At 63.9% G+C, this 24,825-nt stretch carries 24 protein-coding genes and 1 pseudogene; 10 read left to right on the top strand and 15 right to left on the bottom strand.

Going from position 1 to position 24,825, the window contains the following annotated elements; all coding sequences use genetic code 11:
- Both E8F11_RS02950 and E8F11_RS02945 read left to right on the top strand, forming a co-directional pair.
- The coding region (locus E8F11_RS02950; RefSeq protein WP_280287309.1) for an ATP-binding cassette domain-containing protein at nucleotides 1-513 on the top strand (513 nt) is incomplete at its 5' end.
- 202 nt (nucleotides 514-715) lie between these two features.
- The gene (locus E8F11_RS02945; protein WP_280287308.1) at nucleotides 716-1,624 is read left to right on the top strand and encodes a MurR/RpiR family transcriptional regulator; all 909 of its coding nucleotides are present in this window, start codon (nucleotides 716-718) and stop codon (nucleotides 1,622-1,624) included.
- 451 nt (nucleotides 1,625-2,075) lie between these two features.
- On the opposite strand, the gene E8F11_RS02940 is transcribed toward E8F11_RS02945, so the two are convergent.
- From E8F11_RS02940 to E8F11_RS02905, 8 genes are all read right to left on the bottom strand, one after another.
- Nucleotides 2,076-2,942, bottom strand: coding sequence for an ABC transporter permease (locus tag E8F11_RS02940; protein ID WP_280287307.1), 867 nt, complete (start codon nucleotides 2,940-2,942; stop codon nucleotides 2,076-2,078).
- A 15-nt stretch (nucleotides 2,943-2,957) separates the two neighbouring features.
- Nucleotides 2,958-3,818 carry an ABC transporter ATP-binding protein gene (locus E8F11_RS02935; protein WP_280287306.1) on the bottom strand — a complete coding sequence of 287 codons (861 nt, stop codon included), beginning with the start codon at nucleotides 3,816-3,818 and terminating at the stop codon, nucleotides 2,958-2,960.
- A gap of 4 nt (nucleotides 3,819-3,822) precedes the next feature.
- On the bottom strand, nucleotides 3,823-4,869 hold the full coding sequence (locus E8F11_RS02930) for an ABC transporter substrate-binding protein (protein WP_280287305.1): 1,047 nt from the start codon (nucleotides 4,867-4,869) through the stop codon (nucleotides 3,823-3,825).
- Nucleotides 4,870-4,908: 39 nt separating this feature from the next.
- Complete coding sequence (locus tag E8F11_RS02925) at nucleotides 4,909-5,802, bottom strand: TauD/TfdA family dioxygenase (protein ID WP_280287304.1); 894 nt, start codon at nucleotides 5,800-5,802, stop codon at nucleotides 4,909-4,911.
- Between the two features lie 339 nt (nucleotides 5,803-6,141).
- Nucleotides 6,142-7,308 (bottom strand): M20 aminoacylase family protein, encoded by a 1,167-nt coding sequence (locus E8F11_RS02920; RefSeq protein WP_280287303.1) that lies wholly within the window; start codon nucleotides 7,306-7,308, stop codon nucleotides 6,142-6,144.
- A gap of 14 nt (nucleotides 7,309-7,322) precedes the next feature.
- Nucleotides 7,323-8,969, bottom strand: a complete 1,647-nt coding sequence (locus E8F11_RS02915) for an APC family permease (protein WP_280287302.1) — start codon at nucleotides 8,967-8,969, stop codon at nucleotides 7,323-7,325.
- Nucleotides 8,970-9,064: 95 nt separating this feature from the next.
- The gene (locus E8F11_RS02910; protein ID WP_280287301.1) at nucleotides 9,065-10,291 is read right to left on the bottom strand and encodes a diaminopropionate ammonia-lyase; all 1,227 of its coding nucleotides are present in this window, start codon (nucleotides 10,289-10,291) and stop codon (nucleotides 9,065-9,067) included.
- A gap of 77 nt (nucleotides 10,292-10,368) precedes the next feature.
- Complete coding sequence (locus E8F11_RS02905; protein ID WP_280287300.1) at nucleotides 10,369-11,625, bottom strand: Zn-dependent hydrolase; 1,257 nt, start codon at nucleotides 11,623-11,625, stop codon at nucleotides 10,369-10,371.
- 180 nt (nucleotides 11,626-11,805) lie between these two features.
- Between E8F11_RS02905 and E8F11_RS02900 the strand changes: the two genes are divergently transcribed.
- Together E8F11_RS02900 and E8F11_RS02895 are read left to right on the top strand one after the other, a co-directional pair.
- Nucleotides 11,806-12,285, top strand: coding sequence for an Lrp/AsnC family transcriptional regulator (locus E8F11_RS02900; RefSeq protein ID WP_280287299.1), 480 nt, complete (start codon nucleotides 11,806-11,808; stop codon nucleotides 12,283-12,285).
- A gap of 30 nt (nucleotides 12,286-12,315) precedes the next feature.
- Nucleotides 12,316-13,161, top strand: coding sequence for a D-amino-acid transaminase (locus E8F11_RS02895; protein ID WP_280287298.1), 846 nt, complete (start codon nucleotides 12,316-12,318; stop codon nucleotides 13,159-13,161).
- A gap of 75 nt (nucleotides 13,162-13,236) precedes the next feature.
- Here E8F11_RS02895 and E8F11_RS02890 read toward each other — a convergent pair whose 3' ends face one another.
- The gene (locus E8F11_RS02890) at nucleotides 13,237-13,932 is read right to left on the bottom strand and encodes an aspartate/glutamate racemase family protein (protein WP_280287297.1); all 696 of its coding nucleotides are present in this window, start codon (nucleotides 13,930-13,932) and stop codon (nucleotides 13,237-13,239) included.
- A gap of 120 nt (nucleotides 13,933-14,052) precedes the next feature.
- Here E8F11_RS02890 and E8F11_RS02885 point away from each other — a divergent pair, with 120 nt between their 5' ends.
- Nucleotides 14,053-14,928: a LysR family transcriptional regulator gene (locus E8F11_RS02885; protein ID WP_280287296.1), complete on the top strand. Its 876-nt coding sequence runs from the start codon at nucleotides 14,053-14,055 to the stop codon at nucleotides 14,926-14,928.
- Between the two features lie 84 nt (nucleotides 14,929-15,012).
- Here the strand turns inward: E8F11_RS02885 and E8F11_RS02880 are convergent, their stop codons facing one another.
- A complete protein-coding gene (locus E8F11_RS02880) occupies nucleotides 15,013-15,471 on the bottom strand; it encodes an Lrp/AsnC family transcriptional regulator (RefSeq protein ID WP_280287295.1) in 459 nt (152 codons plus the stop codon).
- Between the two features lie 126 nt (nucleotides 15,472-15,597).
- Between E8F11_RS02880 and E8F11_RS02875 the strand changes: the two genes are divergently transcribed.
- Both E8F11_RS02875 and E8F11_RS02870 read left to right on the top strand, forming a co-directional pair.
- Nucleotides 15,598-16,329 (top strand): AzlC family ABC transporter permease, encoded by a 732-nt coding sequence (locus tag E8F11_RS02875; protein WP_280287294.1) that lies wholly within the window; start codon nucleotides 15,598-15,600, stop codon nucleotides 16,327-16,329.
- A complete protein-coding gene (locus E8F11_RS02870) occupies nucleotides 16,326-16,631 on the top strand; it encodes an AzlD family protein (RefSeq protein ID WP_280287310.1) in 306 nt (101 codons plus the stop codon). Before E8F11_RS02875 ends, E8F11_RS02870 begins: the two co-directional genes overlap by 4 nt.
- A 35-nt stretch (nucleotides 16,632-16,666) precedes the next feature.
- On the opposite strand, the gene E8F11_RS02865 is transcribed toward E8F11_RS02870, so the two are convergent.
- The 4 genes and pseudogenes from E8F11_RS02865 to E8F11_RS02850 form a co-directional block, all read right to left on the bottom strand.
- Nucleotides 16,667-18,175 (bottom strand): tripartite tricarboxylate transporter permease, encoded by a 1,509-nt coding sequence (locus E8F11_RS02865; protein WP_280287293.1) that lies wholly within the window; start codon nucleotides 18,173-18,175, stop codon nucleotides 16,667-16,669.
- Between the two features lie 24 nt (nucleotides 18,176-18,199).
- Nucleotides 18,200-18,691, bottom strand: a complete 492-nt coding sequence (locus E8F11_RS02860; RefSeq protein ID WP_280287292.1) for a tripartite tricarboxylate transporter TctB family protein — start codon at nucleotides 18,689-18,691, stop codon at nucleotides 18,200-18,202.
- 1 nt (nucleotide 18,692) lies between these two features.
- On the bottom strand, nucleotides 18,693-19,658 hold the full coding sequence (locus E8F11_RS02855) for a tripartite tricarboxylate transporter substrate-binding protein (protein ID WP_280287291.1): 966 nt from the start codon (nucleotides 19,656-19,658) through the stop codon (nucleotides 18,693-18,695).
- A 149-nt stretch (nucleotides 19,659-19,807) separates the two neighbouring features.
- Nucleotides 19,808-20,062 (bottom strand): annotated as a pseudogene (locus E8F11_RS02850) (TerC family protein); the annotation flags it as partial.
- A 641-nt stretch (nucleotides 20,063-20,703) separates the two neighbouring features.
- On the opposite strand from E8F11_RS02850, the gene E8F11_RS02845 reads away from it, so the two are divergent.
- The 3 genes from E8F11_RS02845 to E8F11_RS02835 all read left to right on the top strand — a co-directional run bounded on the left by E8F11_RS02845 (nucleotide 20,704) and on the right by E8F11_RS02835 (nucleotide 23,362).
- Complete coding sequence (locus E8F11_RS02845; protein ID WP_280287290.1) at nucleotides 20,704-22,152, top strand: ATP-binding protein; 1,449 nt, start codon at nucleotides 20,704-20,706, stop codon at nucleotides 22,150-22,152.
- Complete coding sequence (locus tag E8F11_RS02840) at nucleotides 22,149-22,775, top strand: response regulator (protein WP_280287289.1); 627 nt, start codon at nucleotides 22,149-22,151, stop codon at nucleotides 22,773-22,775. Before E8F11_RS02845 ends, E8F11_RS02840 begins: the two co-directional genes overlap by 4 nt.
- Before the next feature lie 98 nt (nucleotides 22,776-22,873).
- Nucleotides 22,874-23,362, top strand: a complete 489-nt coding sequence (locus tag E8F11_RS02835) for a heme-binding protein (RefSeq protein WP_280287288.1) — start codon at nucleotides 22,874-22,876, stop codon at nucleotides 23,360-23,362.
- A 109-nt stretch (nucleotides 23,363-23,471) separates the two neighbouring features.
- Here the strand turns inward: E8F11_RS02835 and E8F11_RS02830 are convergent, their stop codons facing one another.
- Nucleotides 23,472-24,749: an OprD family porin gene (locus tag E8F11_RS02830; protein ID WP_280287287.1), complete on the bottom strand. Its 1,278-nt coding sequence runs from the start codon at nucleotides 24,747-24,749 to the stop codon at nucleotides 23,472-23,474.
- Nucleotides 24,750-24,825: the final 76 nt, after the last annotated feature.

Raw genomic sequence — 24,825 nt, 5'->3', positions numbered from 1 at the left:
CTGCAGCGCATGCGCTCGCGCCTGGCGATGGTGTTCCAGCACTTCAACCTCTGGTCGCACATGAGCGCCCTGGAGAACGTCATCGAAGCACCGGTCCATGTCCTCGGCGTGGCAAAAAAGGAAGCCATCGAAAAGGCCGAGCACTACCTGGCCAAGGTCGGCGTGGCGCACCGCAAGGACGCCTATCCGTCGCACATGTCCGGCGGCGAGCAGCAGCGCGTGGCCATCGCCCGTGCCCTGGCCGTGGAGCCGGAAGTGATGCTCTTCGACGAGCCCACTTCGGCCCTGGACCCCGAGCTGGTGGGTGAAGTGCTCAAGGTCATGCAGGACCTGGCGCTGGAAGGTCGCACCATGGTGGTGGTGACCCACGAAATGGGCTTTGCCCGCGAGGTCTCCAACCAGTTGGTGTTCCTGCACAAGGGCCTGGTGGAAGAGCGTGGTTGCCCGAAGGAAGTGCTGGCCAACCCGCAGTCCGAACGTTTGCAGCAGTTTCTCGCCGGTAGCCTGAAGTAGCGCCCGGTCGGACCTGTGTGGCGCGCAGGAAGCAGCTTGCCTGGGATAGATCGCTTGCATTCCCCCCGGCATTGCGGCGGACACCCTGGCGTTGCCGCACACCTGCGTGGCCGGCTTCGGATACACTTCAGCCCGACTCATGCAGGCCGGCCAAGCCGCGCGCTTGCGCCTCCCAGACACTTGAAGAAGCGCCGAATACCCCATGCCTACAGCACCCAAGAACGCAACGGTCTATGCCGCACCGGTGATGCGCAAGCTGACGGAACTGGCTCCGGACCTGCAGCCGTCCCTGCGCAAGGTCGCCGACTTCATCCTGCGTCATCCGCTGAAGGCCGCGACCCTAACCATCGAGGAACTGGCCCAGGAGACCGCCACCTCGCCTTCGGCAGTCAATCGCCTGGCCAAGGTGATGGACTTGGGTGGCTACAGCGGTTTGAAGACCGAGCTGGTAACCAGCCTGCAGCAGATGGTTTCCCCGGTCGACAAGCTACGCAATGAACTGGAGCAACGCGCCGGTGGCGAGTTCGGCCTGCACGAACAAATCCGGATTGCCAGCAGCAACCTCGGCAGCGCAGGCTCCAACAACCAGGCGGCCACCTTCGAAGCCTTCGTCGACAGCCTGATCAACGCCCGCAAGATCTTTGTCCTCGGCTTTGGCAACAGCGCCTACATGGCCGGCCTGGCCGCCGCCACACTGATGCCATTCTGTGCCGACGCAACCGCCATCAGCATGGAGGGCGGCAATGAAAACGCTGCCTACCGCCTGGCGGCAATCACCCGACAGGATGTGCTGCTGGCCATCGCCTTGCCGCGCTATTCGCTCGACACCCTGCAACTGGCGCGCTTCGCCAAGGAGCGTGGCGCCAAGGTACTGGCGATCACCGACTCACCCGCATCGCCGCTATGCACCATTGCCGAACAGGTACTCTTCGCACCCGCCGATCACCCGGTGCTGACCAGCTCCAACATCGCCGTGCTCGCCCTGATCGAAGGCCTGGTGGCCGGCGTCATGGCGCGCAACAAGGAAGCGGTGAAGCTGGCTACCGAACTGACCGAGAGCGTGATGTCCTACCTGCATATGCCGACCGGCCGCAAATCACCGAAGAAATAAGCTGGCAGCGCCGCCCGCCAGCGACAAGTAATCCCCGGATTGCATCCGGGCTACGACCTGCACTTACCCCACCGTAGGGTGCGCCATGCGCACCGATCACGGGATCAACCCCTGCGCTTCGCTCAACCATTGGTGCGCACGGCGCACCCTACTTGGTCAACTCCGTCGCTCTACTCAGACAACCTGAGCCAGGTAGCCCGGATGCAATCCGGGAGCAACGGCGCAGGCAATCCCCGGATTTCATCCGGCTACTGACTGAACCGGACTCCGGGGCAATCTTCCTGTAGGGGCGAATTCATTCGCCAAGCAGGCCGAAGGTCTGCCATCGGACCTCACAGGGGGCAGCTACGCTGCCCTTGGCGAATGAATTTGCCCCCACAATGAAAAGCAAATCGTAGCCCGGATGCAATCCGGGGCACAGGTGGCGGCGGGCTTCCGGATTGCATCCGGGCTAGCGCTGCATTCCCCAGCGCTTGACGGTGATCCGCTCCAGGCTGGCGAACACCAGGTTCTCCACCAGCAGGCCGATCAGGATCACCGCGGCGAGGCCGGCGAACACCTTGTCGGTGTAGAGCTCGTTGCGGTTCTGGAAGATGTACCAGCCCAGGCCGCCCTTGCCGCTGGTGGCGCCGAACACCAGCTCGGCGGCGATCAGCGTGCGCCAGGCGAAGGCCCAGCCGATCTTCAGCCCGGCGAGGATCGACGGCAGCGCCGCCGGGATCAGGATGAACAGCACGAAGCGCAGGCCCTTGAGGCCGTAGTTGCGCCCGGCCATGCGCTGGGTCTCGGAAACCCCGAGAAAGCCGGCATAGGTGTTCAGCGCCAGGGCCCAGAGCACCGAATGGATCAGCACGAAGATCAGGCTGTTCTCGCCCAGGCCAAACCACAGCAACGCCAGCGGCAGCAACGCAATGGCCGGCAGCGGGTTGAACATGGCGGTCAGGCTGGACAGCAGGTCGCGGCCGAGCTGGGTCGACACCGCCAGGGTGGTCAGCAGGAAGGCCAGGCCGATGCCGGCCAGGTAGCCCTTGACCAGCACCGCCAGGGAAATCGCCACCTTCTCCAGCAGCTCGCCGCTGGCGACGCCCTCGACGAAGGCGCGGGCGGTCTGCAGGAAGCCCGGCAGCAGCAGGTCGTTGGCCTGGTAGCGGGCGACCAGCTCCCAGGCCAGGGCCAGCAGCAGCAGGATCAGCGACTTGCGCAGCCAGCCCTGTTGCCACAGGCGCTGGGCCACGGGCAGCTCGCGCTCCAGGGGCAGGTCGTCCAGGGGGGCGAGGACGATTTCGTATTCCTCGCGGTGTACACCGGAAGCAGTCATGGCAAGGGTCTCGCTTCAATAGGCAATGCGGATATCCTGGAAGCCCAGGTCGCTGGGCAGCGGCGCGCCGTCCTGGTCGAACAGCAGGCGGTGGATGCGCTGGGCGGCGTTCTGGAAGGCCACGCCGCCGAGGCTGTGCAGGTCGAACTGGTGGCTGTTGATCTCCGCCCGAACTCGCCCCGGATGGGGCGACAGCAGCAGGATGCGGTTGCCCACCACCAGCGCCTCCTCGATGGAATGGGTGACGAACAGCAGGGTGAAGCGCACCTCGTCCCACAGCTGCAGCAGCTCTTCCTGCATCTTGCGCCGGGTCAGGGCGTCCAGCGCGGCGAAGGGCTCGTCCATCAGCAGGATCTTCGGCTGCATGGCCAGCGCCCGGGCGATGGCCACCCGCGCCTTCATGCCGCCGGACAGGGTGTGCGGGTAGGCGTCGGCGAAGGCGGCCAGGCCGACCTTCTCCAGGTAGTGCAGCGCCCGTTCCTCGGCCTCGCGGCGCTTGAGAGTGCGCGAGGCCAGCAACGGGAACATCACGTTCTGCTTCACCGTCTTCCACGGCGGCAGCTGGTCGAACTCCTGGAACACCACGATGCGGTCGGGGCCAGGTTCGCGGACTGGCACGCCATCGAGGCGGATGCTGCCGCCCCGCGGGGCGATGAAGCCGGCCACCGCCTTGAGCAGGGTGGACTTGCCGCAGCCGGAGGGACCGAGCAGGACGAAGCGGTCGGCCGGGTCGACCTCGAAACTCACTTCGTGGGTGGCGCGCACCACCCGCTGCGGGGTGCGGTATTCCAGGCTGACCGACTCCACCTGCAGCACCGGCCGCAGGTGGGTGTCACGGGTTGTGCTGGCCAGGAGGCCTGACAACGGGGCATTCATCGCATCAGCTTCCTTGCAGCGGGTGTGCTTCGTCCTGGAAGAAGTAGTCCTGCCAGGACGCCGGCTTGTTCTTGATGGCGCCGACGCGATGGAGGAAATCCGCCAGCGGGTAGGTGTTGGTGGGGTTCACGCTGAACTGGATCTGCTCGCTGCCGATGACCTTCAGCAAGTCCTCGCGGCTGATCTTGGCACCGGTGACGCGGATGTAGGTGTCGGCGGCGGCGCCCTTGTCCTTCTGGGCGAACTCGGCGGCCTCGGCCAGCGCCGCGACGAAGGCCTTGTAGGTCTTGGGGTTCTCCTGGCGGAACTTCTCGGTGGAATAGAGCACGGTGGGCGAGTTCGGCCCGAGCAGCTCGTAGGTGTCGAGCACCACGTGCACGTCGGGGGTCTCCAGGGCCTGGTTCTGGAACGGCGGGTTGGAGAAGTGCCCGGTCAGTTCGGTGCCGCCGGACTTCAGCGCGGCGGTGGCGTCCGGGTGCGGCAGGGCCACGGTGTACTTGTCCAGGCGGGCGTATTCCTTGTCACCCCACTGCTTGGCAGCGGCGTACTGGAGGAAGCGCGATTGCACGGAAACCCCCACCGCCGGCACCGCGATGCGGTCCTTGTCACCGATGTCGGCGATGGTCCTGACCTTCGGGTTGTTGCTCACCAGGTAGTAGGGGAAGTTGCCCAGGGAAGCCACGCCCTTGACGTTCTGCCGGCCGTGGGTGCGGTCCCAGATGGTCAGCAGCGGGCCGATGCCGGCGCCGGCGATGTCGATGGAACCGGCCAGCAGCGCATCGTTGACCGCCGCGCCGCCGGACAGCTGGGTCCAGTCCACCTTGATCTCCAGGCCATCGGCCTTGCCGTGCTTCTCGATCAGTTGCTGGTCGCGCACCACGTTGAGCAGCAGGTAGACGACGCCGAACTGTTCGGCGATGCGGATCTGCCCCTCGGCCCGGGCCGCGTCGGGCACGGCCAGGCCGGCCGTCAGCAGGCTCAGGCCGAGTCCGAGGGTGCCGGCCAGGCGGCCGAACCTGGGAATGAAGGAAAAGCGTTTACCTAGAGACATAACGAGCTCCATACAGTCTTCAACGGAAGGGGGGTCAGGTCAGAACGGGGCGTCGCCCTGGATGGTGGTGCGGTGCATGCGCCGGCGAAGGTGGTTGGGGCAGCCGGTGGCCAGGTGGATCAGCGCACGGTTGTCCCAGAACACCAGGTCATGGGGTTGCCAGCGGTGCCGGTAGATGAATTCGGGACGCGCACTGTGGGCGAACAGCTCGGTGAGAATCTGCCGGCTTTCGTCTGCGGGGATATCGAGGATGTGGGTGGTGAAGTTCTCGTTGACGAACACGCCCTTGCGGCCCGTCTCCGGGTGCGTGCGCACCACGGGGTGGACCACCGCCTTGACCTCGGCGAGCTGCGCGGCGGTGAGCTGCGGGCGCTGGATGCCCTGGAATACCTCGTCGGCATAACGCGCCGTGTAGGAGTGGGACGCGCGCTTGCCCTCGATGGCCTGGCGCAGGGCCGCCGGCAGCGTCTCGTAGGCCAGCAGCTGGTTGGCGAACAGGGTGTCGCCGCCCTCCTCCGGCAGCTCCCGGGCGAGCAGCATCGACCCCAGGCTCGGCAACTCCTTGTACGACAGGTCCGAGTGCCAGAACTTGCCGGCATCGCCCAGGCCGACGGGGCGGCCGTTCTCGACGATGTTGGAAATGATGAAGATCTCGGGATGGTTCTCCAGCAGGAACTGCTTGAGCACATGGATCTGCAGCGGCCCGAAACGGCGGCTGAAGGCGATCTGCTGTTCGGGGGTGATGCGCTGGTCGCGGAACACCAGCACATGGTGGTCCAGGTGGGCGCGGTGGATACGGGCGAAATCCGCGCCGTTCAGCGGCCGGCCCAGGTCCAGGCCGACGATCTCGGCGCCCAGGGCGGCGCCGGCAAAAGGCAGGATATCGAAACGCTGCGGCTCAGCCGCGGCAATAGTCAGGGAAGCCACTGACATGGGAACTCTCCATGCATACCGCGCCCATGGCGCGCTTCAGTCAGGAACGGGCGCTTTCTGCGCGATCGTTCATTCTTGCGGCGCGCCGATTGGTCGGCAGGTACGCATGGGAAGAAACTGTATAGGTATAAGAAATTTAATTTAAATATCTTTTAGTAATATATTTATGGCTTTCGCCCCCGCACCCTCCCGCGGGAACAGGCCCGCCAGCCGCCTGAGGCTGCTGCAGGCACGGGTGCAGGTCGAAGTGGAGGCACAGAGCGGAGCCATCTTGCGCAGCTGGCACCTGCCCCGCCCCCAACAGGAGCCCTATGGAAGGACTCCTGATGGAGCAAACAACTAGAGGGGCAAGCTCAATCGAACGACCTCGGCGAAGTACCGGGCACCGATGCCCAGGATGGCGTCGTTGAAGTCGTAACACGCATTGTGCAGCGGGATCGCACCGGCTTGTCCTGCGGTGCCGTTGCCGATGAACACGAAGTTGCCGGGCACCTTCTGGATGAACGCGCCGAAGTCTTCGGAAATCATCATCGGCGATACCGCGCCATCCACCGCTTGCTCACCCACCACATTCCGCGCCGCCGCCACGGCGATTGCGGTGTTGTCAGCCCAGTTCACGGTCGGCGCGAACTCATGGGTGTACTCGAACTCACAGGTCGCACCATGCATGGCGCAGATACCCATGCAAATCTCGCGCATGCGGGTTTCCAGCAGCTGCTGCACCTCAGGGCTGTAGCTCCGCGTATCCCCCTTGATGGTGACGTGGGTGGGGATCGCATTGCGGATGCCGTCGGTGATGAACTCGGTGCAGGAAATCACTGCCGGCAGGCTGGGGTCGAGGTTCCTCGATACGATGGTCTGAAGTGCCAGGACAATCTCCGCACCGATCACCATCGGGTCGATACCCATGTGCGGCCTGGCGGTGTGCGTGCCCCTTCCCTCGATGCGAATGACGAAGTTGTCCTCGCTCGCCATGATGCCGCCCTCCCGGGTAGCGATGTGGCCGGCAGGCATACCCGGCATGTTGTGCGCCCCGTAGATGGCGTCGACCGGGAAGCGCTCGAACAACCCATCGGCCATCATCGCCTTCGCTCCGCGCCCATGCTCCTCCGCCGGCTGGAAGATGAAGCGCACGGTGCCATTGAAGTCGCGCCGGGTGCAGAGCAGTTCCGCAGCGCCAAGCACCATTGCCATGTGCCCGTCATGCCCACAGGCATGCATCTTTCCTGCGATCTGCGAGGCGTGTTGCCGGCCCGGTGCGTGCTCAGCAATGTTCAGGGCATCCATGTCCGCCCGCAGACCTATAACGCCCCCGCCCTCGCCTACCGTAAGGCTGGCCACGAGCCCGGTACCGCCGATCTCGCGATGTACCGCGAGGCCAAAGCCCTGAAGAATCCTGGCAACTTCTTCCGCCGTGTTGAACTCTTCGAAGCCGGTCTCAGGAAGCCGGTGAAAGGCATGCCGCCATTCTTTGAGTCGCAGCTGAAAATCCTGGTCAACAACCATTTGCTCTTTTGCTCCTATTGCTGGGCTACGGCAGGACGCTCGGTTGCACCTGCGGGATGAATGGATGCCGTTGCAGTCTCCTCAGCGGTCATGCGCCAGACGATGCTTTCGTCGAGATAGTGAGTTCGGTAACCACTCCGCACACCGAGGTGGTAGAAGGCCAAGGCCAGTACAGCCACGACCGCCATGTCCCATCCCTCTGGCAACATGCCGATGCCACCAAATTCCTTGCTCCCCAGGTACGACACCGCAGCCATCACCGGCAGGTAGCCGATCAACCAGGCGGCCGCACGCAGATCCTGACTGAAGCCTTTCCAACCCGACTTGGCCTGGAAGTAAAAGAAGATCGGCAAGGCAGCCACGACGAGCAGAATGACCTGGCCAGTGAGCGGCCAATGCGCCCAGTACAGGACCAGCGACGCACAAACAAAGGCGAAAGGCGCTACCAGGCTCATACCTTTCAACTTCAGCGGGCGAGGAACGTCAGGCGCACTCTTCCTCAAACCCATCAGGCTGATTGGGCCGGTCAGGAAGGAAATGATCGTTGCAACGGAAATGACCGCAGCGAGAGCGCCCCAACCACGGAAGAAGAACAAGAACACGAACGACACACCCAGGTTGAACCACATGGCCTGCCGAGGTACGCCATAGATCGGGTGCAGGTTGCCGAATATCTTCGGCATGGTGTTGTTGCGCTCCATGGCATGGATCATTCGCGCGGTGGTCGCCGTATAGATCGAGCCGGTACCCGAAGGGCTGACGAATGCATCGAGGTAAAGCAGGATCGCCAGCCAGTTGAGGTTCAGGGCCAGGGCGAGCTGAGCCAGCGGGGACGTGAAGTTCAGGCTGTGCCAGCCGGCTGCGACGCTGTCGGGGCTGACGGCACCGATGAAGGCGACTTGCAGCAGCACGTAGATGACCAGTGCGATCAGCACGGAGCCAATGAGTGCGAACGGGATGCTGCGGCTCGGATTTCGTGCCTCACCCGCCAGGCTCACCGGGCTCTGGAAGCCATTGAAGCTGAAGACGATGCCGCTCGCAGCCACTGCCGTGAACACCGCCGACCAGCCATAGGGAGCGAAGCTGCCGACCGAGCCGTCGCCAAAGTTCTCCGGGTTGAAGCCCGCATAGATCAGGGCGACCCCAGTGAGGGCCGGTACGATCAGCTTGAAGATCGTGATGGCCGAGTTGGTCTTCACGAACAGCTTCACGCCCCAGTAGTTCAAGGCGAAGTAGACGAGCACCAGTACCGCGCTCGCCCACAGACCGGGCGTTGTCAGTTCACCGCTCTCGACCAGCGCCTGAGCCCAGGGATAGGGCCAGGATGCCATGTACTGAATCGATGCAATTGCCTCGATCGGGATGACGGACACGATGGAAATCCAGTTCGCCCATGCAGCCATGAAGCCTACCAGCGAGCCATGTGAGTAACGGGCATAGCGGACCATGCCACCGGACTCGGGAAACATCGCCCCCATTTCTGCATAGGTCAGGGCAATTGCCAGCACCACGACGGCGCCGATGATCCAGGCCAGAATGGCCGCCGGTCCCGCGATCGCCGAAGCGTGCCAGGCGCCGAACAACCAGCCGGAGCCGATGATGGAGCCGAGGCCAGTGAGCATCAGCGACCATGACCCGATGTTTCGTTTTGTGGTTTGCATTTCGCGCTCCATTGTTTTTTTTGTGCGGAGTTGTCCGCGGAGAAGAGACGACGGTCTCTTCTCCGTGGGGCAAGGGATTGCAGGGAGGGTGGAGGTCAGGCCTTGGGCGACCAGGCCTTCTGACGAGACAGGACGGAGTCGGCGGTTTCGCCAACCAGCTCGGCGTAGACGCCCGGAGCGGTTGCGCCTTCGGTGCTGATCAGCAGTACGCGGGACTGCCCATCGATGCCGAGATCGGAGGAGAGACTGTTCGACGCGACGACCCGCACCAGTCCGGCGAGCCCGGCCACCGCCGACTCGCCCGCCACCAGCGGAATATCGCGCTGGCTGCCGGCGGCCAGACGGCGCATGGCGCTGACCGCCTCGTCATCCTGGATGGTCATGAAGAAGTCGACGCTGGGTTGCAGGAACTTCCAGGCCAATGGCGAGGTTTCACCACAGGCGAGGCCCGCCATCACCGAATCCACCGAGCCGGTTGCCTTGGCCGCCTTGCCGGCAATGGCGCTCTGATACAGGCAATCGGCCTGTTCCGGCTCGACCACGATGAAGGTCGGGCGCTGCTCGCCGCAGAGTTCCCAGAGATAGCTGGCGATGCCTGCCGCCAGGCCGCCAACTCCGCCTTGCAGGAACACGTGGGTGAACGCCGGGCCGCTGCCCTGACGCTGGGCCGCCGCCTCGATGATCTCGGCAGCGATGGTGCCGTAGCCCTGCATCACGTCGCGCGGGATTTCCTCATAGCCGTCATAGGAGGTATCGGAAACCACCAGCCAATCGTTCTTTTCGGCGAGTGCAGCCGCTTCCTCGACCGACTCGTCGTAGTTGCCACTGATCCGCACTATCTCGGCGCCGTAAGCCGCAATGGCCTCTTCACGCTCGATGCTGACGTTGGCATGCAGCACGATGACGCAGCGGCAGCCGACGCTCTGGGCCGCCGCCGCCAGTGCGCGGCCATGGTTGCCGTCGGTCGCGCTGATCACGGTGAAATCGGCCAGCGCCGCGCTGTACTCACCCGCCAGCAGGCCGCGAGCCTCGAAGCACTGCTCCGGGAACCGGCGAAGGATCAGGCGCACCAGGGCGATGGGCGCCCCAAGGGCCTTGAAGCTGCCCAGCACCGAACGCTCCGATTCATCCTTGACCAGGATGTCCGCCACTCCCAGTTCTGCCGCAAGATCGGGCAGCGAGTAGAGCGGAGTTCCATCGCTGTTCAGCCGTGACCAATCCGAAAGCCAGGCGCGACTCTCATTGGCCTTCTGGATGCTCATGATGTTTTTCAGATCATCGGGGTAGGTTTCACGTTTTGCGTGGGGGTTGGCGATCAACATAAATGACTCCATTAGAAGGCAAAGCCGGGCCAATGCCGCCGGCATCCGCCAGCGGGTTCGTGGAATAGCGGTTGAAATCAGTGGTTGGCGTTCAGGCGGCCGACGACAACGTCAAGAAGCACCTCGGCGCCTTTGAGCAATTGATCGTCATCCGTGTGTTCACGGGGGTTGTGGCTGATACCGCCACGGCTGGGCACGAATATCATTGCGGACGGCGCGATACGCGCAATCATCTGTGCGTCATGACCCGCGCCCGAGGTCATGCGTTTGTAACTGAAACCGAAGCGCTTGGCGGAGGCTTCTATTTCATCAGCCAGATCCGCATCGAAGGTCACAGGTTGGAAACGCACCAACTGCTCGGCGCCGATCCTTACGCCCTCCTCTTCCGCGATCACGGCCAGGAACTTCTCAAGGCGCTTCTCGGCGGCCACCAGCAGCTCTTCATCGGGATCGCGCAGGTCCACCGTGAAACTGGCCTTGCGCGGAATCACGTTGATCACATTGGGCTCGAAGCTCATGCAACCGACCGTCGCCAGGGTTGTTCCGCTCGAGTCGCGGGCGATCTCCCTCAGCTCAGCCACTACGGCACTCGCCACATAGCCGGCGTCATGACGCAAACGGGTCGGGGTGGTACCCGCATGGTTGGCGTTGCCTTGCACGACGACCTGCTGCCAGGAGATGCCTTGGAGGTTCTCGACCACGCCAATAAGGGTGTTCTCCGCCTCCAGGATCGGGCCCTGTTCGATATGCAGTTCAAGATACTCATGAGGAACGATAGCGCCCGGCTCAAGGTCACCGGCATAGCCGATTCGTTGGAGTTCATCGCCCAAGCGGGTTCCGTCGGTGCCGATGGTTGCCAGTGCTTCTTCCACTGACATCCCGCCGGCGTAGACCAGCGAGCCCATCATGTCCGGCTGGTAGCGCACGCCCTCTTCGTTGGTGAAGGCGCCAATGGTGATGGAGCGCGACGGCAGTGCCCCCGCCTCGCGGAATGCACGAGCCACAGCCAGCCCGGCCAGCACCCCGTAGCAGCCATCCAGGGCACCGGCGTTGGTCACGGTGTCGATGTGGGAGCCCATCATCAAAGGGGCCTGGTCGCCCTGGTCGGTGGCGGAGCGAAGCGTGCCGAAGATGTTGCCGATACGATCGATCTGGATGTCCAGCTCCAGTTCCGTCATCCAGGCAACGAGCTGGTCACGGCCCGCCTTCTCTGCGTCGGTCAGGGCGATACGGGTACGGCCACCATTGACCGGGTCGGCACCTATTTCACCAAGGGTGCGGATCTGCTGGAGCAGAATCGGGCCATTCAGGCGAAGATCGGGACACTTGCTCATCGGACTCTCCGGTGCGGGACGAGTGGGCCATGCGGTTCAGCCCATAGGCCCCAGGGTTTCTGGTAGACGTGTAAATTTTATTCCTGCTACCTCGCACTAATTTCTTGATTTCTGGCTATCTGATGAACTTTTATTACGTTTTCTGGCCAGCTACCGATTTTCCATTCAGAGCCTTCCGAAATGAGCCTCGATCAGTTCGACCATGCACTGCTGGAGGCCGTCCAGCAGGACGCCACCACCTCCCAGCAGGACCTTGGCGCCCAGGTGAACCTGTCGTCCGCGGCCGTGAATCGCCGCCTGAAGAAGATGAATGCCGACGGGGTCATACGAAAGACAGTCTCGGTCGTGGACCCCTCGCAGTTGGGCTACGCGCTCACGGTGATCGCCGAGGTGGAGGTGGAAAGCGAGCGCCTGGACCTGCTGGACGCCATGAAACGCAGCTTCCTCGCGTGCCCCCAGGTACAGCAGTGCTACTACGTGGCGGGTGAATGCGACTTCGTCCTCATCATGCTGGTGAAGAACATGGAGCAGTACACCGAACTCACGAGGGAGCTGTTCTTCGAGAGCAACAACGTCAAGCGGTTCAAGACGCTCGTGTCGATGAGCAACGTCAAAGTCGGCCTCGATGTTCCGGTAACCGATGCAAGCCAACAGCGATAGCGGACGTCCCCAGTAAAGGCATCAGCCAGCATGCGCACTATCTACCTCAATGGCAGTTACCTTCCCGAAAACGAAGCCAAGGTCTCCGTATTCGATCGTGGATTCATGTTCGGAGATGCGGTGTACGAAGTCACCGCGGTGATCGGAGGGCGCCTGATCGACTTCGCCGCCCATATGGCGCGGCTGCGCCGTTCGCTCCTGGAGCTGGGCATGGTCGCCAGCTTCGATGAAGCGGAGCTGGCCGCAATCCACGCGCGGCTGGTAAAGCTCAACGCGGTGACCGAAGGCCTGGTCTACGTCCAGGTCAGCCGTGGCATGCAGGATCGCAACTTCGCCTACCCGGATGAGTCGACGCCCTGTACCTGGGTCATCTATACGCAGGAGAAGGCCATTCTGGATAGCCCGATAGCCAAGCGCGGGCTGTCGGTCATCAGCCTGCCGGACCTGCGCTGGCAACGCAGTGACATCAAGACGACCCAGCTGCTCTACGCCTGCATGGCAAAGGAGGCGGCCAGGCAACAGGGCGCGGATGACGCCTGGCTGGTCCGCGACGGACTGGTAACGGAAGGCAGCTCGAACAACGCGTTCATCCTGACCGCCCCGGGTTCGATAGTGACACGGGAATTGTCCCAGGCCCTCCTTCCCGGGATTACCCGGTCCAGCATGCTGACGGTCATCCAGGAGTGCGGGTACCGCATCGAGGAACGGGCATTTTCCCTCGAGGAGGCGAAACAGGCGGTCGAAGCCTTCGTGACCTCGTCGACCACACTGGTCTACCCCGTGATTTCCATCGATGGGCACCCCATCGGGTCGGGCAAGCCCGGCACCTTCACACGAACGCTCAGGGAGGCCTATATCAAGCGTTTTGTCAGCTGAGAGGCCGGAGGCCTACGCCCCTCACCTCTTCCGGCGAACGGCCCAGGGACTGGCAGCACCAGACGCTCCGGAGCTCTACGCGGCGCCGAGGGCGAACTCCACCGCCGCGTCGACATGTATCGCGGTGGAATCGAATCCCGGCAGCGACAGCGCATCCGGATCCAGGATCAGGCAGATCTCGGTACAGCCGAAGATGACGGAGTCGGCCCCAGCGGCCTGCGCCTGCTCGATCAGCGCGACCAGGGCGTCACGGGATTGGTCCAGCACCTTCCCGGCGCAGAGTTCATCGAAAATGATGCCATGGACAAGGGCTCGGCCTTCCGCTTCGGGCACCAGCACTTCGATCTCATGCCGCTCCATCCGCGCAGGATAGAAGCCGTTCTCCATCGTGTAGCGGGTGGCGAGCAGGAGTGGCCTGCGGCACCCCGCAGCCTTCAGCCGCTTGGCCGTTTCGTCGACGATATGGATGAAGGGCACCCGTACGGTGGCCTCGACGGCATCGGCAACCAGGTGCATGGTGACCGCGCAGATCATGATGCAGTCAGCGCCGGCCCCCTCGATACCCCGTGCAACGCTGGCCAGGTAATGGCCGGCATCATCCCAGCGATCGGTCTTCTGCAGGTCGACGATTCTCTGGAAGTCCACCGAGTGCATGAGCACCTCGGCGGAATGCAGACCGCCCAGGCGCTCACGGACCGCTTCGTTGATCTTCCGGTAATAGACCGCCGTCCCCTCGAAACTCATTCCGCCCACAAGACCGATCTTTCGCATCTACCTGCCTCCTCCGTTCGTCCAGATACCCAGTGCAATGGGATCCGCTGAATCCCGGCCGAAGTGTAAGCTGGGTTCGATATCACCAAAAATGAATTAGCAAGATGGAGAGTTCTCGATTTGAGAAACATCGACCTCGACTCCCTGCAGATCTTCAAGGCCGTCGTCGACTTCGGCGGGATCACCAATGCGGCCACACAACTCAACCGGGTCCAGTCGAACATCACCACCCGGGTGAAGAACCTGGAGCAGCGACTGGGCGTGAAGCTGTTTCAGCGCCAGGGCGGCAAGCTGGTTCTGTCGGCCGATGGCAGGCTCCTGCTCGACTACGCGGAGCGCTTGCTCCAGCTTTCTTCCGAAGCCGAGGCGGCCCTGCGTCGCGGCACACCGAAAGGGACGCTGCGCATCGGCACCCTGGAAAGCACGGCCGCCGCGCGCCTGCCGCCGCTGCTATCGGCCTACCACGAACGCTACCCGGATGTGCAGATGGAGCTGGTCACCGGCACATCCGACGCGCTGATCAGCCGTGTCCACCGCTTCGATGTGGAAGCGGCCTTCGTCTCGGAACCCTTCAACGGCGCCGAACTGGAAACCCAGGAGGCCTTTGTCGAGGAGCTTGTGCTGATTGCGGGGAAGAACGCCCAGGTGAGGAACGCGAAAGAGTTGCAGGAATGCACGATCATCGCCTTCTCCACCGGCTGTTCTTACCGACGGATCCTGGAAGACTGGCTGGTCGAATGCGAAATCGCGCCCAGACGGGTGCTGGAACTCGCCTCCTACCACGCCATCGTGGCCTGTGTCGCCGCCGGGTCTGGCATCGCCATCGTGCCGCGCTCCGTGCTCAGGGTCGTGCACGCGGAAAGCCTGGTGCAGGTGCTACCACTGCCGCCCAGGGTGGCGAAGGCGCGAACCCATCTGATCTGGCGTAGCGGGCAACGGTCAGTGGTGCTGGATGCGCTGCTGGAGGAAGTCCGGCGCAATCGCCAGCCTGCCTGAAGGCCTGCCTTGGCATTGCAACGACCACGGACGGACCACGCTCGCTCCCACTGCCCAGCTGATGTGCGGTGATGGCGTGGCCTGCTAGATCGGTAGCTCGGTGGTCAGCTTGATCTTCTGCATCGGAATCTCGGTCTTCAGGCTCTGTACACCCTTGATGCGGGCCAGGTGCTTGATCTGGAACTGGCGGTAGGCATCCAGGTCGGCGGCGACGACCCGCAGCAGGAAGTCGCAGTCACCCGCCATCAGGTGGCATTCCAGAACCTCGGGCAGCCCTCGAACCGCCGCAATGAAGCGATCGACGGTTTCTTCGTCCTGCCCCGTCAGCCAGACCCGCACGAAGAGGGTGACCGCCACGTCCACCTTGGCGGGATCGACCAGGGCCACATAACGTTCGATGACACCTGCCTCCTCCAGCAGGCGTACGCGCCTCAGGCAGGGAGAGGGAGAGAGCCCCACCTGCTTGGCAAGCTCCAGATTCTGCAGGCGGCCGTCGCGTTGCAAAGCGCGCAGGATTCGTCTGTCGATGGCATCCAGCTTCATTGGCACCTTATTCTACTTTTGGCTAATCCTTGGAATCGGATGCCAAATATTGAGGATCAGCCCCTGCACACGCAACCAAATTCCCCCGAAGTCTTGAAATAATTTTCACCTCCCTGGAGGTGCAAGATGAGCGAAACCGAACTGTCCGTTACCCACCCTGCGTATCAATGCTCGAATCGCGAGCTGGCCCGCGGCGCGAAGGCTGCCGTGCCCGTGCTGATCGGCTTCATTCCCTTCGCCCTGGCGCTGGGGGCGCAGGCCGCACAGAAAGGTTTGAGCGTCCAGCAGATCGCATTGATGACCGGGCTCAACTTCGGTGGCGGGTCCGAGTTCGCCGCTATCGAGCTCTGGTCGTCTCCGCCCCAGATACTGGTGATCGTCGCCATGACCCTCCTGGTGAACAGCCGGCACCTGCTGATGGGAGCGACCCTCGCGCCGTACCTCCGGGGCCTGCCGATGAAAAAGGCGCTGCCTTCGCTCTTCTTCATGTGCGACGAGAGCTGGGCCATGGGCCTGGCTGATGCCCGGCAACGCGAGAGTCGGACGACTCCGACGTTCAGCCTCGCGTACTTCCTGGGCTTGTCGGCCTGCCTCTGGCTGACCTGGGTGGCGTTCACCGCGCTGGGTAGTGCCATCGGCCCGCTCCTTGGCGACATTCATGCCTATGGCTTCGACATGGCATTCGCGGCGGTTTTCCTCGTGCTGTTGCGCGGCATGTGGCGGGGCGTGCATGCGGCGATGCCCTGGCTGTTCAGCCTGGGAACCGCGGCGCTCTTCTATCTGCTGATTCCAGGCGGCTGGTATGTGCTGGCCGGAACGGCAGCCGGCCTCGTCTGGGCATACCTGTGGGCGAAGTGATGGATATGACGACCCTGCTGACTATCCTGATGATGGCTGTTGTGACCTACCTGACCCGCGTGCTCGGTTTCGTCGCGCTTCGCAATCGTGTGTTGAGCGCCCAGTGGCAGTCGGTCATGCAGGCAGCGCCAGGCTGCGTACTGATCGCGGTGATCGCGCCAAAGTTCGCCAGCGGCCAGCCTGCGGATCTGTTGGCACTTGGAATCACGCTGTTCGCTGCGACCCGCTACCCCATCCTGCCGGTTGTCCTGATCTCCATTCTGGCGACCGGGGGCCTGCGCTACCTGCTGCCCGCTGCATAGCCGGCGTCTGTGCGTGCCTGGCCCCTTCCAGGTCGTCAATCGTCTGCGTGCAAACGCACACCGCGCGCATGCAACAGATGCGGAACGATGAGAACCACCAGCGTGAGTGCGAGAACCGCAGCTGAGATGGGGTGGGTCACGAAAACGGACCAATCCCCCTGGCTGATTGACAGGGCGTTGCGCAATTGCTTTTCCGCCATGGGGCCCAGCAGCATCCCCACGATCACCGGGGCAACCGGGAAATCGAGGCGGCGCATCAAGACCCCGATCCAACCGATGGCCAGCATGAGCAGCAGGTCGAAGGACGATTGCCGCATCCCATATACCCCGATGCTGGCGAACACCAGGATCCCGGCATTGAGGTATGGGCGGGGGATTTTCAGGAGCTTGACCCAGATGCCAACCAGCGGGAGGTTCAGCACGAGGAGGATCGCGTTGCCAACGAACAGCGAAGCCACCAGCGTCCAGACCAGGTCTCCCGAAGTCTGGAAGAGCAGCGGTCCCGGCTGCAGGTTGTAGTTCTGGAACGCAGCCAGCAGGATCGCCGCTGTCGCGGAGGTTGGGATGCCCAGGGTCAGCAGCGGCACAAGTGACCCCGTCGCGCTGGCATTGTTGGCCGCTTCGGGCCCGGCGACTCCCTCGATCGCCCCCTGCCCCTTTCCGGCGGAAAACTCTTGGGGGTAGCGGCTGAGCTTGCGTTCCGCGGAATAGGACAGGAAGGTGGGAATCTCGGCGCCTCCCGCCGGGATGGTGCCGAACGGGAAGCCGATGAAGGTTCCCCTCAGCCAGGCGGGTATCGAGCGCTTCCAGTCCGAACCAGTCATCCACAACGACGTCAGGCGATTGCGGTCGCCCTTTTCCTCCTTCTGGTACAGCACGCCATACAGCGCCTCGCCGACGGCGAACAGGCCGACCGCCACCAACACGACCTCGATACCGTCGACCAGCTCGGGTACTCCGAGGGTGTATCGGGCGATGCCGGAGATGGAGTCCATCCCGATCAACCCCACGGCCATTCCCAGCCCCAGCGAGACGAACCCGCGCAACATGGACGCGCCGAGGATCGCGGATACCGTGGTGAACGCCAGCACCAGGATCGCGAAGTACTCGGCGGGACCGAACCTCAGCGCCAGGTTCGCCACCGTGGGCGCGAACAGGGTCAGCAGTACCGTAGCGATGGTCCCGGCCACGAACGAGCCGATGGCAGCCGTTGCCAAGGCCGGGCCTGCCCGGCCATTGCGCGCCATCAGGTTGCCCTCCAGGGCGGTGACCATGGAAGACGACTCGCCCGGCGTATTGAGCAGGATGGAGGTGGTGGAACCTCCGAACTGGGCGCCGTAGTAGATACCGGCGAACATGATCAGGGCGCCGGTGGGGTCCACCTTGGCGGTGATCGGCAACAGCAGCGCAACCGTCAGTGCCGGCCCTATCCCCGGCAGCACGCCAATCGCGGTACCCAGCAGGCAGCCGACGAATCCCCACAGGAGATTGACCGGCGTCAGCGCGGCGGCGAAGCCTGTTGCCAGGCTCGAAAGAATGTCCACTACATGTACCTCCGATGAACCAGTTCAGAGCCATGCATTGACAAGGCGCGGCAGGGAAACCCCCAACCCGGCGGTAAACAGCCAATAGACCGGCAGTGTCAGGGCGATGCCGATGGCCAGGTCGCGAAGCGGATGACGGCTGCCGAAGCCACGCGCCGCACAGGTGAAAAGCAGCGCGGCCGAAAGGACGAAGCCGATATGGGTGATGAGCAGGGCAATGCTGATCAACCCAGCGGTTATCCAGACAGCCCCGGCCTTGCCGCCCGCCAGCACCTCGACAGGTTCCTCGTCGTCCGCGAGCCCGCGAAATCCCCCGGTCAATGCCTGCATGCTCAACAGCGCGCCCACGCCCACCAGGAAGATGGCAACGGCGTAGGGATAGACATAGGCGCCGAGGATGGTGAAACCCGTCTCCACAGGGAAACGGGCGGCACCAAACGCCAGGATTACACCGATGGCGATGACACTGACGCCGACCGCCAGATGGGCCGGCACTATTCCCGGAGAGCGGGCCATGTCAGAGCAGTCCTACCTTGACCAGCATTTCACGCAGGCGGGCATGCTCGTCCTCGACGAACTTGGCGAAGTCATCGCCCGTGACAATGCTGGGCGACCAGGCGTTGACCTGGACGTTGTCCTGCCACACCTTGGTCTTGGTAGCGGCCAGGACCGCATCGGTCAGCTCCTTGCGCTGCTCCGGCGTCAGGTTGGCGGCGCCGTAGACACCCCGCCAGTTGCCGATGACCATGTCCACGCCCTGCTCCTTCAGGGTCGGGGCATCGAGCGCGGGAATACGCTCGGGCGAACCGATCGCGAGCACCCGGAGCTGACCTGACTTGATGTACTGGGACAGCTCGGCGTATCCCCCCGTGATGGCCGTGATGTGCCCACCCAGGACCGCGGAGACCACTTCACCGCCGCCACCGGAGGCGATGTAGTTCACCTGATTGACCGGAACGTTCAGCTTGCCGGCCAGTTCCGCGATGCCGATGTGGTCCACCGAGCCCTTGGAACCGCCTCCCCATTTGACGCTGGTGGGGTTGGCCTTGAACTCGGAGAGCAGGTCATCCAGGGTCTTGTACGGGGAATCCTTCTGCACCGCGATCACGTTGTACTCGGTGAACAGCATCGCGATCGGCGTCACGTTGGCCATGGTGATCGGTGGTTTGTTCTGCTCCACCGCAGCGACCATGATGGCCCCTACGACGATCAGGGCATTCTGGTCACCCTTGGTGCTATTGGCGAACTGAGCCAACCCCAGCGTTCCGCCGGCGCCGCCCTTGTTCTCGTAAGTGACGGCTTCGGCCACCTTGGCCTCCAGCATTGCCTTGCCCAGGACCCGGGCGGTCTGGTCGTAGCCACCACCCGGCGAGCCGGGGGCCATGACCTTGACGGTTTCCAGCGCGAAGGCCGGAGTTGCGAGGGTCGCTGCGGTGATGGCAGCTGCGATGAAGCGACTGAATCGACGATTTGCACGGAACATGGTCTTTCTCCCGAAAAGCAGTTTGTTCTTGTTGAGGTTGCTTGCAGGTTCACCCATGGAGATTTGCTGTTCAGCGGTTGCGCCTGTGTTAAAGCCTAGGCCACAGGCTTTTCGTAGGCCTCCTTTCAGGGGTTGATTCGAAGAATGGATTACTCACCGATCAGATCCTTGCGCAGCTTCACGGGCTCCCCTTCCTTGCGCCCGCGGGCTGTGCGCATGCGGATGTTCGGAGCCCCCACGGCCTGGGAGAAGGCGATGGCGAAGTAGACGTAGCCCTTCGGCACGTGGACTTCGAAGGATTCGACCATCAGCACCGTGCCCGCCACCAGGAAGGCCAGCGCCAGCATCTTCAGGCTCGGATGGCGGTCGATGAAGGCGCTGATGGTGCTGGCGGCCAGGAGGACATGATCGTCGACGTCGCCCTGGACCTCCTGGCCGCGCGCCGCGTCTGATGGATTGCAGTCGGTGCGCACAGCGCACCCTACGGTTGAGCCGTTCGCACGTAGGGTGCGCCGCGTGTTGAGCCGGGCTAGATGGGTAACGCCTGGCGGGAGACATGGGTAACGGGGTGACGATCATGTCACGCGCTGCCTCAAGTCGACTTGGTGCAGGGTCTTGTGGATGAACACCACATCGCAGACGCCAACGACGGCGGTGGGGCGGATATCCGCGCATGACGATCAGACCGTAGCTCGGCCTTCCATAGCCTCGGTTTCCGTATTCGAGGTGGCTACCCGGCCTGAGTGCGTCCATGCTCACTCCGGCCATGAAACAATGGCGACATCATTTCGACTGGCATGGTCGCCAAAAGAAACTGGCGACGCCGTCCCGATTCCCGGAATCAGGCTGAACGGATGCAAGCAATCGACAGCTCACACCTGGGCCAATGCATTGGCGCGCCACATGCGGTTATCACCGGTGCTGGCTCCCTGGGTATCGGACCGCGTGCATTCCCAATCGCCACGCCCATCATTCGGCCTACCGGTTGCCTGCTCCCTGCCTCCGTAGCCCTACGGATGGCGGGCGTCCTGGGCGGCGAGGCATGATGTCTGCCGTGAAGCCCCTGACGAATATCCGCACTTCTCTTCTCTGGCTGGTCCTGTTCTGCCCCATTGCTGCCTGGATCGGTTGGCAGGACCATGCTGACCGGTACGAGCGTTTCTTCCAGGACACCAGCATCGCGCAGCGCATGCTCAGCCAGAAGACCGTACAGCACGAAGCGGTGCTGGCGACCCTGGCCGCGCTGTCGCATCCGCCCATTCCGGAACGCCTCCTCCCCAGCTTGCAACCATCAATGTCGCAACTGCTGGGTCTGGGCTACCTGCGCGACGGGGCCTGGGCAGGCAGCACCCTGTCCCCGACGGGCCTGGCTGCTGCAGTCGAGCACGCCCGCCAGGAGGGGCGGCCCGTCACACTGCCAGTGGACGCGTCCCGCTACTGGCTGGTTGCCCCATCGGGCTGGAGTCTGTTGCTGGACGCACGGCAACTCATACCGGCCGCCGACTTCCCGCCCTCGCTGGCCATGCTGACACTGGATGTCGGGGCGGGCCCATTTGCGCTGCTGGCGCGCCAGCCCGCCGCCAGCTCGCCGGGCTGGAACATCGACGTGCGCAAACCGCTGGGTGCGGTCAGCCAACCCTTTCCCATGCACAGTTGGCGCACGCTGACGCTCGCCGACTGGCCCTGGGCAGAGTGGCTGGCCTGGGCCGCTGCCAGCTGCCTGCTGGCGGCCAGTAGCGCTGCCTGGCAGCGGTCGCGCGCCGACGCAAGGCGCCAGCAGGAGGAGGTCCGTCTGGCAGCGATGACGCGGCTGAGCACCCTGGGTGAAATGGCCGCGGGTATTGCCCATGAGTTGAACCAGCCGTTGACCGCCATCCTCGCGCAGGTGCGTGCCGCCGAACGTCTGCTGGATGATGAAGAGGAGCGCCCCGCGGTGCGTCAGGCTCTGCTCGCCAGCGCTGGCCAGGCCCGCCGCGCGGCTGACATCATCAGTCGCATGCGCGAGCTGGTGAAGCCCAGCTCGCCCTCGCCGCGCGCGGCGGTGGACCCCGATGCCTTGGCGGCTTCGCTGTTGTTCCTGCGTGAAGAGGAGCTGGCACGCCGTGGTATCCGCCTGACGTGGCGCAACGCCAACCCCGACGCCCGTCCCCTGGGTGACCGGGTGACGCTTGAACAAATCCTCCACAACCTGGTCCAGAACGCCGCCGACGCGCTGGCCGACGCGCCGGGCACCCGGAGTATCGTCCTGAGCGGCGGCGTCGAAGGCACGGAGTATGAGTTCAGCGTCAGCGATAATGGCCCTGGCATTCCCCCCGAAGCCTTGTCGCGGCTGTTCGAGCCGTTCTACACCACTCGGCCGCAAGGCATGGGGCTGGGCCTGGCATTGTGCGAAACGCTTGCCGGTGCCATGGACGGCCGCATCGCTGCCCGCAACCTCGACCCCTCGGGCGCATGCTTCACGCTGCGCCTGCCCCTCGCCGGAGCCGATGCATGAGCCTCCCCGCCCATTCCCCGCTCGTATACCTGGTCGACGACGACGATGCCGTGCGCGACGGACTGGCGCTGTTGCTGCGCAGCGTCGGGCTGCGCAGCGAGGGCCATGGCGATCCCCAGGCCTTCCTCTCCTCGTTGTCGCCACAGTCAATCGGTTGCGTGGTGCTGGACATCCGCATGCCGGGGATCGGCGGGCTGGACGTGCTGGCAAGGCTGGCGGAGTTTTCCGATCTGCCTGTCGTGATGCTGACCGGTCACGCCAACGTCGACCTGTGCCGCCGCGCCTTCAAGGGCGGCGCCATGGAATTCCTGCAAAAGCCGGTGGACGATGACGTTTTCCTGGATGCCGTCCAGGCCGCCGTGCGCACCCATGTCGCCAGTCGCGAGCGCCAGGCTGTGACACAGGCCGCCGTCGAACGGCTGGCACGCCTTTCCGGGCGCGAGCGTGACGTGCTGGTGCGCATCGTCCAGGGCATGAGCAACAAGGAAATCGCGCGCGAATTCGATCTGTCGCCGCGCACCGTGGAAACCTATCGGGCCAACGTCTTCGCCAAGCTCGAGGCCGACTCGCTGGCGCAGCTCATCCGCCAATACGCCACCCTGCTGGACTCGCCGTCTCCGTAGCACTACGGAGGCCGTCGCGTAGTCGGGCGCATACCGCGGCAAGTAGGTTCTGGCCACACTGGCTACTCCTGAAATCGATCCACGAAAAGGACGTAACCATGCCTCGTTTTTCCCTTGCCGCCGTGCTTTGCGCCCTGACCTTCGCGGGCGCCGCCAACGCCGCCGTACTGAAAGAAGGCAATATCTCGACTGCCGATGCCCAGAAACTGGCCGCCGCCACTGTCGCCGCCTGCCAGGCCAAGGGCTACAACGTGAGCGCGTCGGTAGTAGACCGCGCGGGCCTGCTGAAAGCCTTCGCCCGTGCCGACAACGCCGGCCCCCACACCATCGAGGCCAGCAGCGCCAAGGCCTTCACCGCCGCATCCGCCAAGCTTCCGACCCTGACCATCATGGAAAATGCCCAGAAGAATCCGGGTGCCGCCAACCTGACCGAAATTCCGGGCTTCCTGCTGCTGGGCGGCGGCGTCCCGGTCAAGGCCGGCGAGAGCGTGATCGGTGCGATCGGCGTGGCTGGCGCCCCGGGCGGTCACCTGGACGCGCAGTGCGCCGACGAAGTCCTGGCAGCCAACGCTGCACTGTTCAAATAAGCGATCGTTGCACTTCCGCTCTTCCGACAAGCTCCGCAGCCTGCCCTACGACTTCGACAGGCTGCGTGGGCACGAAAATCATCGAGCAAGCGCATGGGCGGCACCGGTATCAGAACACCGTCAGGGTGTAGCTCAGGATCAGGCGGTTCTCATCGATATCGGTGCGGTAGTTCGAGCGCGCAGTCGCATTGCGTACCCGCACCGAGACGTTCTTCAGCGGGCCGCTCTGCACGGTGTAGCCGATATCCAGGTCGCGCTCCCAGTCCTCGCCCTCGAAGCTTCCCGTGTCGACGTTATCACCCCGGATATAGCGGACGCCGGCAATCAGCCCGGGCACGCCCAGCGCGGCGAAATCGTAGTCGTAGCGCAGCTGCCAGGAGCGCTCCTCGGCGGAGGCGAATTCGTAGGTGGGCACCTCGTTGCCCAGCGGCGAGACGGTGACGAACACACGGGGGAAGCCCTGGTCGCCGAACATCGCCTGGTAGCCCAGGTAGAAGTTATGCCCGCCGCGCCTGGCCGAAAGCAGTGAGTAGAAAGCGCGGTTGTCGATCTCGCCGATGAGCTCCCGCCCATCCTCGGCGGAGTCGAAGTAGCCGAGGTTCGCTCCCAGCGTCCAGTCACCCAGGGGTTCGCTGTGCTTGAGCCCCAGGAAGCGCTGGTTGTAGAGGTCTTCCAGTTGCCCGTACCAGGCACTCAGGGTGGTGCGGTTCTGGTTGAAGGCGTAGTCGCCGCCGGCGTAGTTGAAGCGGTCGGAGGTGATCAGCCGCGCCCGGGCGTCGCGCCGGGGTGCGAAACCGACGATGGCGCCGATTTCCTCGTCCCCCGCCTCGCTGCGGATGCTGGTGGAGCGCAGCTGGCCGGCCTGCAGGGTCAGCCCAGCGATTTCCGCCGAGCTGATGGCAACGCCCTGGTAGGTGTTGGGCAGCAGGCGGTTGTCGGTCAGCACCAGCACCGGCACATTGGGTTGCAATTCGCCCACCCGCAGTTCCGTCTTCGACACCCGCACCTTGGCTGTCAGCCCCAGGCGGCTGTAGTCGTCCGGCGCCGTCTCGCCAAAGGTGCCGGGCAGCAGGCCGGTGCCCGCGCGATCAGGGCTGCTATCCAGTTTCAGGCCCAGCAGGCCGATGACGTCGACGCCAAAGCCCACGGTTCCAGGCGTGTAGCCGGACTTGACGTTGAGGATGAAGCCCTGGGCCCACTCCTCCGCCTTCGACTGCCGGCTCGGCCCGATTATGTCGGAGAAGTCGCGGCTGAAGTAGTAATTGCGCGCGGTGAGGGTGGCACCGGAGTCGGCGATGAAGCCGCCCTCCCCGGCCTGGACACCGAACGGCAGGGCGATGAGGGCGGCGGCGAGCAGCGGGTGCGGCCTTTTCGGATTAAAAGTCATTGGGCGTTCTCTTGTTCTTGTCGTGGGGCAGCAAACCCCTGCCGCGGCGCCGTGAGCGGGCGCAGGAAAAAAGGGG

The sequence above is a fragment of the Pseudomonas sp. BN417 genome, assembly GCF_029871205.1.
GTDB lineage: Bacteria > Pseudomonadota > Gammaproteobacteria > Pseudomonadales > Pseudomonadaceae > Metapseudomonas.
This window is presented reverse-complemented; position numbering and strand designations above follow the sequence as displayed.